We start from the raw sequence: 14,939 nt of genomic DNA on the forward strand, positions 1-14,939 counted from the left end.
AAGAGGATCTTCGACGCACCTGGAAAATCTTGAATGCGTTAAATGGCGATTATAACTACGGCAACGATCGCGGCAATGGCAATCGCGCTAATACGGTCCCTCAGTGCAAAGACAATAGGGTCGTCGTCCATTAGACGCCGGTGCGCCATCATGAGCGCCCTGCCTATCCAATAGAGAAGAATTGGACAGATGAGCCATAATGCTTTGGGATGTCGATAGAGTCTCTGCACATCGGGCGATGTAATATAGAGGGCAAAGATCGTGACAGCGTTCAAGCCCGCCGCAGCAACCAAAGCGGCAACGACGTCAAGATCGCCCATCCTATAGTCACGGCCTGAACGATCCGGGACTCGGCGGTCTAGACTCGTCGCCAGTTCAACATACCGCTTGATTAGGGCGAGTGATGTGAAGATGAACATAGAGAAGATGAAAAGCCACTGCGAAATTTGAATTTCAGCAGCTACACCACCTGCAATAATCCGTGTCGTGTAGAGCATTGCAAGCACGACGACGTCCAGAAGCATCTTGCGTTTCAGATAGACAGAATATGCACTCGTTAGCAGAAAATAGCCAACCAATACGCCGACAAACTCAAGTGAGATTGTGATTGCCAGCATCAGAGAAAATAGCAGGAGCGCCGGGACCATAAGCAAGCCGGTCCGAAGTTGGAGATGGCCACTCGCAAAGGGTCGAGCACGCTTGCTAGAGTGCGCGCGATCAGATTTAAGATCTAGCAGATCGTTGAGGATGTAGACGGCTGACGCGCAAGCACAAAAAGCTAGAAAGGCCATCACATCTGTGATGATGTTAGCCAAAGTAAATCGATGCGAGGTCAGCGATGGTACAAAAATGAGAAGATTTTTGACGTATTGGTGGACCCGAAGGGCCCTGAACCACGCCCGCCTCCCCGCAGTCCCGTCATCTAACGCGACGCAGTTACCCTTGAGCGCGAAGAGCCGCCTCTTTACCGCCTTGGAAGGCCCGATGGCGTAGGCTTTATCGGCAATCTCCCACACCGGCAAATCTGAGGAACCATTGCCAACGTAATCAAATCCGTTCTCACCGAAGGCAGCAGCGAGCATCTCGGCCTTGAAAGATCCCGACAAACTCGTTTTTGCGTCAGAAGCAAACCAACCATCGAAGATGCCCAAGTGATCTGCGATGGCCTTTGCGTGCTTCGCGTTGGCTGCCGTAGCTAGGTAAACTTGAGTGCCCCGCGCTTTCGCTGTCTGGATTAGATCGATAACACACGTGTTGTACGGGAGAGTCGCATAATCCAGTTCGGACGCTTGGGCAAGATGATGCTCTACGGCCGCTTTGCCATTGGCTAGACCCCGGACCGTTGCAAAATTCGAGCGGAACCCAAGAGGCAAGACGTTTAAGAAAGACTCATATAGAACATCCGTTAGCAGCAAAGATCCGTCGAGATCTACTACCAACGGTTTGTCGCGCGGTAACTCCGTATCGGCGCTTTTAGCATCATGGCTGGGGTGCCAAATGCCGTTGAGAACCTTCGGTAAAACGTCATCGAGTTGCCTCGGACGACCGATAAACGCAATGTAGCCATCACGATCGATAAGGAACGAGGCGGGAATCCCGCAAGAAGAAGAAGAAGAAGAAGCGGCATCCATCCAAAACTTGTTCATTTCCCCTGTGTCGTCCCAGGCGATCCGATAATTCAGATCCGGGAACTTTTTCGTCAACCATTCGTCAAACTTAAGCCGGGCCTCATCCGGCGTTGGAGCTCGTTCACAAGCTGCGACCCCGATAACCTCGAGTCCGCTGTCTTTATACTTCTCTTGCAGCTGTACCAGATGGGATATCGCCGCCACACATCCGCACCAAGTTGCCCAAAACTCAACGATGTACACTGTTCCGAGTTGCAAGCTCATGAGGGGTTGGCCGCGCAGCCAGCTCCCCACCTTGATCGGAGGCGCCGGGGGTTCGATGCGCAGCACCATGTTGCTCTCCATTGCTATTAACAAACACTGCACGACGTTAGGCACGAGCTCGCTTTTCTCAGGGGACACACTGTTACTAGGAAAGGAGAGCATCGCTCGTCTGCGCGCCTGCGTGCACTCAGCCTCACTCAGTGTTGCTGCATCTGAATAGCAACGGCCGTGCCAGCGCCGTCAGCGCGTATTAAAGCACCTCGTACCCTTTAAAAACTTGCCCCTCCCCAAAACCGGCGGTGTCTTGAAGCAGACGGGCTTTGTGCCGGTGTGAGAGATTGAACACGAATTGTGCGCTTCGCGCCGTCAGACGATCGTGGTTCAGTTTCAAAAACCGGGCTCGATAATTCATTGATTTCAAACATAGCGTTACATGTCGCGCGCCATGGAAAACTGCCCCCTCGGCGTCACGAGGAATTGCCCCCTCCTTGGATAGCCGAGGAGACAGTGAATGAACGAGGAACGAATCACGGAAGGCTCGTCGTGGATTGATCCACGGGGGCAGGTGATGAAGACGCCGGATGATGTGACGGAGATGTTGCGCCTGAGGGCTTGCGGGTAGGGTCTGAAGCGGATTGCGCGGCAGCTGGGCTGCAGCCATCACACGCTGAAGGACTACGTGGCGGGGGCGGGGTGAAGCCGTTCAGGTCGCCTGAGCGCCCGAAGCGGCTCGATGGCCTCGAAGGTTGGCTGCGCGAGAGGTTCATTCGGCATCGCGGCAATGCGGATGTGGTGCGCCAGGACCTGTTGGCCGAAAAAGGCGTGGCAGTCAGCCGGCGAACGCTGCAACGCGCCGTGCAGCCCTATCGCCAGGCGCTCAAGGCCGAAGCGCTGGCGACGACGCGGTTCGAGACGCCCCCCGGCCGGCAGCTGCAGATCGACTTCGGCGAACGTCTGGTCGAGATCGGCGAGGTGAAGATCAACGCATTCGTGTTCGTGGCGACGCTCGGGCATTCGCGGCGGCTGCATGTCCGTGCGTTCCGGGGCGAGAAGCAAGAGCACTCGTTCGCCGGGCTCGAGAGTGCATTCACGACCTTCGGCAGCGTTCCGGAGGAAGTGCTGATGGACAACCACGCGCGCTCGTGGTGCGACACGACGCGGTGAGCCGGTCGGTTCAGTTTAATGACAAGCTCATCGCGTTCGCGAAGCATTGGGGGTTCCGTCCTCGGGCCTGCGCGCCGTATCGGGCGCGCACGAAGGGTAAGACGGAGAATGGTGTCGGCTACGTGAAGAAGAACGCAATCGCGGGGCATTCCTTCGCGTGCTGGGAGGCATTCGAGGCGCATCTCGCCGAGTGGGAGCGTGAGGTGGCGAACATGCGTATCCACGGCACGACTGGCGAGGCGCCGATCGCACGCTTTGAGCGTGACGAGGCACACCGGTTGAAGCCGCTCGGGGGCAGCCGTCGTTCGGATCGTTGCGCGAACTGGCCCGCGTCGTCGGCAACGATTGTGCCGTCGAAATCGACACGAACAGCTACTCGGTGCCGTGGCGGCTGATCGGCGAGCGCGTGGCGTGACGGTTGCGGCCGGCGAGGTGCGCATTCGCCACGCCATGCGCGAGGTTGCGGTCCATAAGCAATCGGAAGGTCGCCGGCTGCGGATCATCGAGTCCGCCCACCTCGACGGGATTGCCGGTCGCAATGGCGCGGTCTGCCGACCGGCAATCGCGACACCGACAGTGCCGGCGCCTTCTCCACTACCCTCGTTGTTGCGTCCTCTTGCCGAACACGAAGCAGCGGTCGGAGGGAGCTTCTGATGGCGCGCACAAAGAAGGCTACCGAAGCACCAATCGATCGGCTCGAGGCCATGCTGGTGCGGTTGCAGCTCTCCGGCATCCGCGACCACCTCGACAACCTGCTCGACGAGGCGGCGCGCGCGAACCTGTCGGCACGTGAGACGCTGATCCTGCTGTGCGAGGGCGAGATCGCACGCAAGGTCATCGCCGCATCGAGATGGCGCTGAAGCTCGCACACTTCCCGGCCGTGAAGGAGCCTGCTGGCTTCGACTTCGAGGCGCAACCGTCGATCGATCCAAAGCAGATCCGTGATCTTGCCGCGTCACGTTGGATCGCCAACGGAGAGAACGTGCTGCTGCTTGGCCCGCCCGAGTCAGATTCATACTGCCCATCTCGCTGCCCCCTTAGAGTTGAAGCTCTTTTTGACCCGGATCGCCAGACGATGGCCGCCGGAACCGCCGCGCATGCGCGGCGCGCTCGACATCGGGATGTTCCAGATCAACCGCTTTGATCATCCACGGTGCGCCTTTGCACAGCTGCTGCGCAGGCAAGCTCTGTTCTTCGATCAGACGGCGAACCGTCGAAGGACTGACTTTCAACGCAGTTGCAGCTTCGTCCAAAGTGACATCTCCACGCTCGGCGCGCTCGCCCTCTCGGTAGGCCGCGATGGCGTGTTGGTTGCGCAGGCTGCGAACGCGGACACGGGTCCAACTGTTGCCCCGCCCCGTCGACTTATCGCCGCGGTTGAGAACCGCGGCGATGGTGCTGTCGGGCATCTGACGCGCGAGGACACGAACGAGATCGACCACATCTGCCGCGGTGCTCCAGCGGTGCTCGCCGGTGCGGTTCTTCCTCACCTGCAATGCCGTGTGATCGCCGCCATGCCAGTGGACAATCAAGTCCAGCACCTCGTCGCGGATGCGCACAACAATCTCATGGATCAAGCTTCGGATGATCCTCTTGCGCGTCGCAGCTGTTGCACCCGGACTTTCCCAAGCTCTCTCGAGATCGGCACCAAGCGCAAGTAAGCGATCGCGATCGATGTCGCTCAAGGTCATCTCCGGCGTAGCCAGCAATGTCTCGCGCTCGCCCTCAAGCTCGCGGACAGCGACCAGGCGTTCGTTCCAGCGCCGCTCCAGCTCGCCGGCAACAAGGCGATTGTCCGGATCGACAGCCTCGTATCGCCGACGAGCGCGAGTTGCCTCGTAGCGTGCCTGCTCCAGAGTCAACTCGAGCTGACGCAGCTTGTCGGCGTGTTCACGCCCGCGCGCTTCCATGGCTGCCAGCGCCGCCTGTACACCCAGCGGCTGCAGCCGCGCGATGACCTCCGCGCTGATCGCGCGATCCGCGCGCAGACCGCCGAATGAGATGCACGGATCTCCACCATGGTTGATCTGGCTACCGCGGCAATGATAGCGCCCGACAGTACTGTGCGTGCCGCTGTAGGCAACGTGAAGTTTGCGGCCGCAGTGGCCGCAACGAAGAAGCCCCGCGAGAAGGCCTTCGCCGCGGCGGACCGAGCCACGACTCATGAAGCTTTTTCCGTTGGCGTTGTCGGTGATCAGGCGCTGATTCCTCTCGAACTCCGCCCACGTAATGTAGCCTTCATGGTGGTCCTTGATCAAAACCTCCCAGTCGTTTCGCTCGCGCCGGAAGCCCCGCACGATCCTCTTGCGGCCGGCCTCGATCGTCACCCGACTGCCCGAGCGCCCGAAGACATAGGCGCCAGCATAGGCGGGATTGGTCAGGATGTGGTAGATCGTATTGTACACTGGTAACTTCCATTCGACGTGGCGGCCCTCGGGGCCATGGCCGACCGCGGGCAAAGTGATTCGCTCCTGCCGTAACCAGAGGTGGACCTGGCGCAGTGTCTGCATCTCCGCAAACTTGGTGAACACGAGTGCGAGCGCCTCCTGAATGCGCCGATCAGGGTCCTTCTCGATCCGATCGTGGGAGACCTTGAGATAGCCGATGGCGACGTGGAGGAAGAGCTCACCCCTGCGTGCCTTTTGCTTCAAGGCTTCAAGCGAGCGTTGCCGAAAGATAGACAGCTCCATCTCGCTCATCGTGCCCTTCATGCCGAGCAGAAGGCGATCGTTGGGGTGGCGCGGATCGTAAACGCCATCCTCATCGACGATCAGTGTTCCAACGAGCCCGCAGAACTCCAGGAGCGTATGCCAATCCCTGCCGTTGCGGGCCAGCCGAGAGGCCTCAATCGAGACCACAGCGCCAACTCGCCCTTCGCAAATGGTGGCGAGCAGCTTCTCGAACCCGGGACGCGCGATGCCGCCACCAGAGCGACCGAGATCTTCGTCGATTACGACCACCTCGCTCCAGCCCAGCTGCCGCGCACGGTCGGCCAAGCCGTACTGGCGGCGCTGGCTCTCGCGGTTGTTGATAACCTGGTCGGCCGTCGACTGACGAATGTAGACGACGGCCTGGCGAGCAAGGTGCTCAGGCGTGATCTTGCTCACCGCTGTCCTCCCGGTTGTGTGCCTCGACTGCGCTGTCGGTGAGCGCTTCGGTCAGAAGCTCCTTTAAGAGCTCCAGCATTTGCTGATGGGCTTCGATTGGAATGCTGCTGTATGTCGGAGGGCTCTCGAACAGATCCCCCTGACGACGTGATGCGTCCGCCATGACCGCCTCCTCGCGAATGGGACGATTCCCTGGAAGAGGAGGCTAAGAGCGCGTCGACAAGAAGACGCGCCTCCAGTAGACGATCCACCGGAAGCCGCGGTTCAGCTTTGAGATGGAAGGAAGCGGCGGCGGGAGCCGCAATCCATGCCGGCAGCAGCGTTAACGTGGCGTCAGGTTGTCTGATAACAAAATGCGTCTCACCCCCAAGTCGCTTGCAGGCGACAACGACGACTGACACTCCGCATCGCGGATGGAACGGGTAAAGGATCTCCACCTCAGATCCCAGACACCCGGCATTATGACGCTGGTCCGCCGGGCGTCGGCAAGACGCACCTGTCCATTGCACTCGGGCGAGAGGCAATCCTGGCCGGGTATACGGTGCAGTTCACCACGGCGACGACGCTGGTCGCTGGCCTCGCCAAGGCGCACGGCGAGCGACGCCTGGACGAGAAACTGCTCGCGTTGTCGAAGCCAAAGCTGCTGATCGTCGACGAACTCGGCTACCTGCCGCTGGAACCCGACGCGGCGCATCTGTTCTTCCAGCTGGTCAGTCGGCGCTACGAAACCGGCGCCATGCTGATCACGTCGAACCGCAGCGTTGCCGAATGGGGCACCTTGCTTCTTTAAAGGTACTGCGGGATTGCTTCGCGCCGCGCGGCGCCGCCGGGATTGGGAGACGTTCGAAGGCCTTGCCGCGGCCATTGAAAATTCATCCAGGGTGAAGGAGGCGCTTGCTTACGAGCGCGCGTTGCGTTGCCGGGATAAGCTGAATTTTACGGGCCTTGCCGCATCCATCGGCTCCGTGAAGGGCGACGATGCTGCGCGGGCGATTCGGCGGGCCGCCCTGCACTGTGACCTGAGCCAGGATAATAAGGCGGCTGAAACGCTCTTTGAGGTTTGGAAAGATTTAAAGGAGCGCCGGGCACGCGATCGCCAGTTGATCTGGCTTTTATCACGTGAGGCATGGACCGCTTGGCTCATGAAACGAGTGAATTTCATGATGCGCGACAATCCTTCAGAAGGTCTTCGATGATGAGTATGAACGCTGGCCGGTTAAATACAAAGGGCGAACTGCGATCCGTGGGATGAGACCACGTATTTCGACCATGAAAATAGGCCAGCCTTCGAAAATTCGCGGGACGTTTAGGGAACCAGGCATTATTCGATATCGACAAGGAGCTCGTCACGCACCATCACGATGTCCCGTAGTCGAGTCACTTCGAGGAAAAGGGCCCCCGCGCGCCCCTGCAACCTATCGCGAGCCAGCGGCCCGCTCCCATTGTCCGCATCGCGCTCACGATCCGAGCTATCGTAATGTAGGAGGATGCTCCAAATCTAGCTTTATCGTATGCTGGAGAGATGCCCGGCACGTTCGTTGGGCTATGCGAGATCGTGCAACCGTAACGTTACCTTCGAGAGCAGCAAGCTCGAAAAGAAGATCCGTCGCGCTTTGAACGCGCCGACCCATGCCGTCGCCTCCCACGCGCCCTTAGCGCCGTGAAGCACGATCATGATGGGAGTAGGTGCTCTTGCTGCGGGTGTTGCGATGATGCGCCGGAGCACGCTGCGATCAGTCCGGCTTAAACGGCCGGATTTTGCAGCCGGATGCGTATGCCAGTCGCCGATGTAGGTTTCACGGCGGCCTGATCGTGCGTAGTGCCGCGCGATCTGCTCGACCTGCCAATGTTGATCCGGTTCGAAACTGTAACGTTGATGAAGCGCTGCGGGACCGGCTTCGATAGTTGCGGTTATCACCGCCGTGTCACCGTACCAGTACCCCATCAGCGCTCCACCCGTTTCGAGATTGTAAAAGCGATCGGCATCGGTGGCGCAATGATTAAAGAGGCGTATAGGCAGCCAGATCACCGGGGGTTTGCGCATGAGCATTTATCCGCCCTCGGAAGCGGGTCCACGCGCCAGATTGGGGGCGAGCGCCGACCATCGATTACGAGCCCCAAAGATTGCACGACGGATTCTTCGCACCCCTCGGACGCTTCCAAGGTTTCGATTATAAGCCGTACGGCTTGCAGTGACAGCTCTTGAAGATCGTACGAAGCGCCAGTGAAGGTCCGCTCGGCACAGCCGGGTGGTTGCTGAAGTCCTCTTTCACCGTCAAATCCGGGCGGCCGTTTAATTGTGCCGGCGTGGTATGCGAACTCAAGACAGGTCGGGCATCCGGATTTAGGCGCAAACCGCGCAACGACGCCCCCTTCCACTGGCGGCGAGGCATAGAGAGAAACTAGCGGGATGCCCCTCCTACGACAGAGATCGCTCAAGAACGTGGAGACGCCATAGGATGCGGTGCTGTCCACCACCAGATCCACATCAGGCAGAATGGATTCGAAAACGCTCTCATCACCTGCCTCGGGGCGATCGCTATCGAAACTGCCGATAGCATGAGGGTGCTCGTTCACTTCGGTTCTTGGATATTCCCGCCGAATGAAGACAGAAAGACTCTCGGTCTTTCGGCGGCCCCATGCACTAGTGCCAAGTGGCCATCTAATTGAATTGCCCGGCTCGACGACATCATGATCAAGCAAGTGTAGTTTGCAGCATCCGTTTCGCGCAAGCTCGACAGCGACTGGTGCTCCAACTGCGCCGACCCCGATCACCGCTATCCTCTTGTCGCGGATGATGTCAATCGCAGGAACGCGCATGCCTAGATCGGGTTCGCCTGCGCGGTATGTGGGGAGGACGGCATCGCGCGGCGCCTGCTCACGCTTTCCCGGCTTCGCGGGCCTAAATACTCTCTTAGGGCCAAACAGGAACGGAAACAACCAACCGACGCCCTCGGTCTGAAAGCCGACTTCCATCTTGTAGAGCACCGCAAACCAACGGGCGGATACAGAACCTAGCTGGGTAAACCGCGGGGTGGTAGCGAACCGCCCCATAAGATTACTGACGCTTTGCGCTGTTCCGTCGGGCAATATGGTCTCATTGATAAAGATCCAGGGAATGGTGATCTCTTTTTCCGCCTCCAGTCCAGCGGGGATGGCTCCGGACCAATTTTGAATTGCGGTGCCCGCGCCATCCCTAATCTCGGTGACAATGGCTTGAACTCCCACCTGATCGGTCTTGCGGAGCCGATAGCGCAGAAGAAGCGTGCCATTGGCTACCGAACCCAGGGTCCACGATGTATCGACGAGGCAGTAGGAGTCACGTAGCCTATAATGATTCCACCAATACTCCGCTGGTTCGCCTTGGTGGTCCTCTTCGCCGGTACCGGCCACAGCGCTTTGTAGCTGGGATTCGAGAAGCTTGCGCAAGGTCCATTGTTGTCGCCACTGGCGGGTGTCCCGACCGAGCAGACAGAGATTTCCGTCAATGGGACTGCAGTGGCGCGCCGGAAAAGTTGAACGGTCACCGCGGAGTTGGACGATTGGCCGCAGGCGCGGAAAACTGTCCGGGTAAGTTACCCGCAACGGAATAGGTCCGCCCTCGAGAGGCCAGTCGAACTCGACGATCAAAACGCCCTTGGCGAGCGCCTCCTCGTCGACTCGAAGACTGTCCCCGACAACCTCCGTGAGCGCGCGCATCTCGAAGTCGTAACGACGCGGCGCTGACCGCTCCCAAATCGGCCGAAGACAGGAGGGAATTTCACTTATCGGCTGAATCACAGCCTACCCTACGTGGTGGGGGGACCGGAGGATCGACGGGGCCCGGGGGGACACCGTTGGGGGGCCCCGGTGGAACACCGTCCGGCGGGCGGTACGCCACCCGGACCGTGCCCCGGGTGGTTGGGGCGCTGACCGCCCGCGTTTCCTGAATTTCCAGGCATCCTTTACCTTTCTTGGGATCCGCTGAGCCAGTTACGGCTTCGGTGAGAATTGACCTGTTAAGCGAGGCACACGCCGCAATTCCAAACATTTGCAGGCGATCGCCGGCTCCATTTGCAATCTCCGTGCTTGCCCCTCCTCTAATCGGAAGAAGCGGTACAAAGCCTGCGATCAGCCACCCACGGTCGCAGTAATCCAGCGATCTTTCGGACGTAAGGCAGGATTTGAGCGAACAAGAAGGACGATCCCGAGCCAAGTTCAGCATGTACACGCGGATTAGCCAGGCCGGACCTCGCCCTCTGATGAGGGCGTTGATCAGCGGCTCCGTCCGCGCTGTGCCACTCCGAAATCTTGCTTGAGCTTGCTTTCCCGGCGGCTCCATTGGGGGCGCGCCAAAAGTGCGGTCGATGGAAATTTCGAACAGGTGGCGCGAGACGTCCATTGCGGGACGATCTGCTTTCATCGGGTTAAACGGGCACATGGATACGAATTTTGCGATCAAACTGTCACAATCGACGAGAACTTGGCCGTTTTTATGCAGGTGGCGAGATAATGGCGACGTCGAAAGAGGCCCAAATACGAGAAGACGCTCGCCACGGCGCAGCGATTCGCTGACGCATTTTGTTCCGAAACGTCTGCTTCATTTCTAATTACGAATCCTTTGTCTTCAACATTGCCCCTACTTCGGGGGGCTTGGTAAACTATGCGCTCCGCGGCTTTCCGGTCGACCAGCAGGGTCGATGCGATCTTCGAACGGCAAGGCTTTGAGATCAGACATTCGTCACTGTTCCTCGAAGGAGTTGGCCATGCCGTTCAAGCCGAGCTCGTTAAGGCTTCGTGGGTGGGATGGTGAGCATCCAGCACTCTTTGGCTTCAGTGGAAATAGTCCTAGTTATCGATGTCGCCCTAGCGCAGGGGTTGGTGTTCGGAATGCTCGTCGAACAGGTGCGATCCAGGTCGTTTTCGAGGATGGAGCAGGATCGAGGCGACGGATGCCCTGGAATCAGAATGCCGCGCCGGCAGTTCGCATCGACGAGATCGGCGCTGTAGCTTTTTGCCAGTGACAGGATGCCGTCTTGCGACGCACACTTCATAGGGCCCAACTAGGCAGCCTTGGCGGCCTGCGGCTTTGACTTGGTGCGCGCCACGCTGCGAGGACTACCGATACTGAGCGGCACATCGCCATCGATGGCGATGCGGCTCACCACGCGATCTCGATCGCTGGATTCCTTGAGGGAGCGACGCTCGGTCGCCAGGTTATCCCAGATTACGACGTCGCCCGACTTCCAGCTCCAGCTCACGGTATTTTCCCGCGCTGTGAGGTAGGATTGAAGCCGGTCGAACAGCTTCTGGCTGGCATATTTTTCTAGGCCAACGAAGTTTTGCACAGAATGTCCGAGCACGAGCAAGCGCTCGCCCGTCTCGGGATGGACGCGGACAACCGGACACGCGGTTTCGCAGATTGTTCCGGTGAAGACATCATCGAATTGCTGCGCGTCCATCTCGATGGCGTGCCTGGTCACGGTGCAATCAAAGGCGCTGCAGTGCACCGCCCAGAGGTTGTCGGCCAGCATTCGCAGCGGCTCGGGAAGATCAAGATATGCAGCCGCAGTGTTTGACCAAATAATGTCATCGCCATCAAGCGGGATCACGACGCCGCGCAGTACCGAGATTTTCGGACATGAGTCACCGAAGCTGAGATCCATGTGCATCCGGTCGGCACGACCGCTGCCGCGGCCCGGCGCCATGTCCGGGGTCAATGTTCCCTTTATGGTACGCGGGATCAGAGAGCCGAGGCGGACGGCAAAGCGCTGCTGTTCGGCATCATCGAGATGTCCCTGATCACGGAAGAAGATGACTTTGTGCTCGAGAAGCAACTGGCTAATGGCGCAGATGACCTCGTCGGACAATCCGTCCGATAGCCTGATGTTCTTGATCTCGGCACCAAGCCGGGCCGCGGACTTGACGATGTCCGATCGCGGAATGACATTATCCATGGTCGTCACGTTGCTCATGATCATGCTCTCACTATGGTGATGCCTAAAACAAAGCTGCGCGATATTTGGTCGCGAGACTAATGGGGGAGGCCAAGGAAATCGGTTTGTTGACGGATCCTACTCGGCCGCAATGTGCTCCAGCATCCGCCACAACGAGCCACGCCGGGTCGTCGGCACGCACCACCATCATCATCATGTGCCCCGCTCTGTCACGATCAGGGCCACTCTTGCATCGGCTCCGATCAGACGACGGAAAAGGCCGGCAACGCTGCCGGGATCGACGTGCAGCATGATGAATTCCCTCGCTCTTACATCTCAATCATACGGTCAATCGATGTCTAGTCCATGAAACGAAACCAGCTTTCTTTTCGACGATGAGAAATGTTCATTTTGTCGGCGAGCCCAGGCACCGAGCTATTTTTAGGAAGACGATTTCTCACGCGTCGCAACAGGTACAATCGCGGTGGTCAGGACAAAATGAATAGCTCGTGGTCTTAACCAATCGGTGCGATCAAAGTTACTATACCTTCGATTGTCGATACCTTCACGCGCAATTTCCACGTTAGGCAAGATTTTCGCCGTATCGAATTTTCAATGTGTGCGGCTGTTTCACCCGTCTGTCACAGATGGAGCAGGTGCCGACTGCTCGCGAAGCGAGAGATCGATACCCGTGCGCTTTAACAGTTCCCGCTTCGGTTTAACACGGGCTATATCACCCGTTTTGCGCGACGGGCTTCCCAAACACGAGGAACGTCGCGATGCAACCTGAAGTCGGACTTGCTTTGAGGTGGAACATCATCATCGCCGCGAAATCAAAAGGATTGGAGTAACGTATAGCGACTTGGCGAGGATCCGCTTGCAATAAATGTCACGATAAGGTGAGCGCCGTCACATGTTTCCTCTCGAGAAATCGGGAGTGGCCAAGCACCGCCAAGCCGCCAACGACAATGCCTGGGCGAGTGACTCGTGCGCGCAACACACCCCAAGAAGAGCTAATCAGTCTCGGCTCAATGAGCGTCCTATCCGGAGTTTTTCTCTTACAAATGCTTGCCGCGGTCGTCGATTGGCGCGCCGCCACGTGCAAGCTTCACTTAGCCGCCCTACGGGCGCCTTCGGTGGAATTATGGGTCCGCTTACCTGTTCGCGATCTGCGCCGCGTCGGCAAAAAGTCTTGATTTAATCAATGTTGAGCCTCTTGCCATCGCGATTTTTCAGGAAAAGGGGCAGCGAAAAGCGCCAAGATGGGCAACAAAGCGAGCGGCTTAAGAGCGCAATCGACGTCTCCATCTCGCGCCACCACCGCGGAGATAGATCAGAGTCCGATGAAGGAAGCGATTCACCCTCATCTTTTGTTACCACGAAGCTGAGGCGGCAGGACGCTGCTCGGCAAGATCGCTGCATCACTTGAACGCCGGCGAGGAACGGATGCCGCCGAGCTCCATAAATGGTGCGCTTGGTTATCCATGTCTCTGCTGGCCAGATGAGGGCAAGGATGGCTGCGACTTCGCCGCGGCACGACAGAAGCTCCTTGAACTGCCGTTCATTCCAGCATAAGCGGCCAAATCTTCTGGACGCCACGTTGTTTCGAGCGCGACGTCGATGTCCCCTAGTTTGTCCTCACCTCGCATCAGGCTACCGAAAGCCCAGACCCATTCCAAGCATCGGACTGCAGCGGGATCACGGTTGAGATACCAACACGCCGCAGGAACCCGTCCAGCAGCACCTGTGCCTGATCCCGTCCGGGTCTGAACAAATCGTTCAAACGAGAGCTCCTATTTCTTGAAGCAACTCCGGGACGATAAGGATCGATTTCGGAAGATGTTGAAGGCCCATTGCGACTCGGCCCGAGGAGTTTCCCTAAAAGAGTCTTTCCTGATTCAGAGCCAATGCGCGAACCGCAGCCGGTCTCTCCAAGCTTGCGATTGTGCATGGACATCAGAATCCTACCTTTCGGGCAAATCGATCCATACATCTGCAGGACCATTCAGAAGTGTATCTTGATCCGGCACAAAGATATTATCAAACACTCTGAGGCCGTGACCAAGGGCAACGCCACTGATTATGAAGGGAAGTTCGATCTGCTCCTGATCTTCGAAGCTGTCCGCGCTAACAATTCGAAGAGATTCCAATTCAAACTGTCGGAACGTGATCAGTGGTTTTGCCGAATCTATCAGATCTTGGGCGCACGACACTCCCCTCGCGACCTCTTTTCTCAAATGGTTCAGCGCCATGAAGAGGGACGAAAGCTCGTCGAGCTCGGAAGGATTGAAGTGTCGCAAACGCGACGAAATAGGCACCCCGTTCTTGTATCGTACCGTCGGCACAAATCGTATCTCGCAATCAAGAAGCAGGTCTGCGACCGCTCGCTTCACTAGCAGGGCCTGTCCGATATCCTTCAAACCGAAATAACTACGAAATGGTCGCGCGAAACAGATCCAGCGGATGCATCCGGTGACAGCTTCCTTTAGGAGCCCATGAGGCCCGTTCAAACGCAGCGGATACTCCCCTTGAGACACAAACGTTCGAAATCCTGGCGGAAACATCTCCGCGTCGCTCGTCGAAATCACGGCAGAAGCGCCCGCCCCTAGCGCAAGCGCTATGTCATCCTCCAAATTGAACTCGTAGTCAGCACCTGGCCTAAGCTGAATCTTGTTCGGATAGACTGTGACAATGGCCACATCGTTCTCGACTGCGGCCCTTCTGATTAACTCAGCGTGCCCTAGATGCAACGCACCTAAAGTGTGTACTGTGCCGATAGTTTGACCTCTTCTTGCTACGTCCGTAATGAAGGTCTTGCCAGCTGAAAGAGACGCTAGATGCATATTTCCTGATCCGTCTTG

General features: G+C 58.0%; 11 protein-coding genes and 1 pseudogene. 5 read left to right on the plus strand and 7 right to left on the minus strand.

Translation table 11 applies throughout. From position 1 onward, the window contains the following. Positions 1-38: 38 nt before the first annotated feature. Positions 39-1,961, minus strand: coding sequence for a UbiA family prenyltransferase (locus IVB18_RS42460; RefSeq protein WP_247986071.1), 1,923 nt, complete (start codon positions 1,959-1,961; stop codon positions 39-41). Positions 1,962-2,681: 720 nt separating this feature from the next. On the opposite strand from IVB18_RS42460, the gene IVB18_RS42465 reads away from it, so the two are divergent. The 3 genes from IVB18_RS42465 (at position 2,682) to IVB18_RS51865 (ending at position 4,200) form a co-directional block, all read left to right on the plus strand. Further along, positions 2,682-3,056, plus strand: a complete 375-nt coding sequence (locus IVB18_RS42465) for a DDE-type integrase/transposase/recombinase (protein WP_247986072.1) — start codon at positions 2,682-2,684, stop codon at positions 3,054-3,056. Positions 3,057-3,709: 653 nt separating this feature from the next. Next, positions 3,710-3,916 (plus strand): hypothetical protein, encoded by a 207-nt coding sequence (locus IVB18_RS51860; RefSeq protein ID WP_276581205.1) that lies wholly within the window; start codon positions 3,710-3,712, stop codon positions 3,914-3,916. Continuing rightward, a complete protein-coding gene (locus IVB18_RS51865; RefSeq protein ID WP_276581206.1) occupies positions 3,907-4,200 on the plus strand; it encodes an ATP-binding protein in 294 nt (97 codons plus the stop codon). Before IVB18_RS51860 ends, IVB18_RS51865 begins: the two co-directional genes overlap by 10 nt. Here the strand turns inward: IVB18_RS51865 and IVB18_RS42475 are convergent. Together IVB18_RS42475 and IVB18_RS42480 are read right to left on the minus strand one after the other, a co-directional pair. Beyond that, positions 4,094-6,163, minus strand: a complete 2,070-nt coding sequence (locus IVB18_RS42475) for a recombinase family protein (RefSeq protein ID WP_247986073.1) — start codon at positions 6,161-6,163, stop codon at positions 4,094-4,096. The genes IVB18_RS51865 and IVB18_RS42475 overlap by 107 nt on opposite strands. Next, positions 6,144-6,326, minus strand: coding sequence for a hypothetical protein (locus IVB18_RS42480; protein WP_247986074.1), 183 nt, complete (start codon positions 6,324-6,326; stop codon positions 6,144-6,146). Before IVB18_RS42480 ends, IVB18_RS42475 begins: the two co-directional genes overlap by 20 nt. A gap of 306 nt (positions 6,327-6,632) precedes the next feature. On the opposite strand from IVB18_RS42480, the pseudogene IVB18_RS42485 reads away from it, so the two are divergent. After that, positions 6,633-6,944: pseudogene (locus tag IVB18_RS42485) on the plus strand (ATP-binding protein); the annotation flags it as partial. 22 nt (positions 6,945-6,966) lie between these two features. Continuing rightward, complete coding sequence (locus IVB18_RS42490; protein ID WP_247986075.1) at positions 6,967-7,359, plus strand: hypothetical protein; 393 nt, start codon at positions 6,967-6,969, stop codon at positions 7,357-7,359. Between the two features lie 347 nt (positions 7,360-7,706). Here IVB18_RS42490 and IVB18_RS42495 read toward each other — a convergent pair whose 3' ends face one another. The 4 genes from IVB18_RS42495 to IVB18_RS42510 form a co-directional block, all read right to left on the minus strand. Then, on the minus strand, positions 7,707-8,207 hold the full coding sequence (locus IVB18_RS42495; RefSeq protein WP_247986076.1) for a Mov34/MPN/PAD-1 family protein: 501 nt from the start codon (positions 8,205-8,207) through the stop codon (positions 7,707-7,709). Then, positions 8,189-9,862 (minus strand): ThiF family adenylyltransferase, encoded by a 1,674-nt coding sequence (locus tag IVB18_RS42500; RefSeq protein ID WP_247986077.1) that lies wholly within the window; start codon positions 9,860-9,862, stop codon positions 8,189-8,191. Before IVB18_RS42500 ends, IVB18_RS42495 begins: the two co-directional genes overlap by 19 nt. Positions 9,863-11,205: 1,343 nt before the next feature. Next, complete coding sequence (locus IVB18_RS42505; protein WP_247986078.1) at positions 11,206-12,117, minus strand: TauD/TfdA family dioxygenase; 912 nt, start codon at positions 12,115-12,117, stop codon at positions 11,206-11,208. 1,925 nt (positions 12,118-14,042) lie between these two features. After that, positions 14,043-14,921: a pantoate--beta-alanine ligase gene (locus tag IVB18_RS42510; RefSeq protein WP_247991866.1), complete on the minus strand. Its 879-nt coding sequence runs from the start codon at positions 14,919-14,921 to the stop codon at positions 14,043-14,045. Positions 14,922-14,939: the final 18 nt, after the last annotated feature.

The sequence above is a fragment of the Bradyrhizobium sp. 186 genome, from assembly GCF_023101685.1.
In the GTDB taxonomy this organism is placed as follows: domain Bacteria; phylum Pseudomonadota; class Alphaproteobacteria; order Rhizobiales; family Xanthobacteraceae; genus Bradyrhizobium.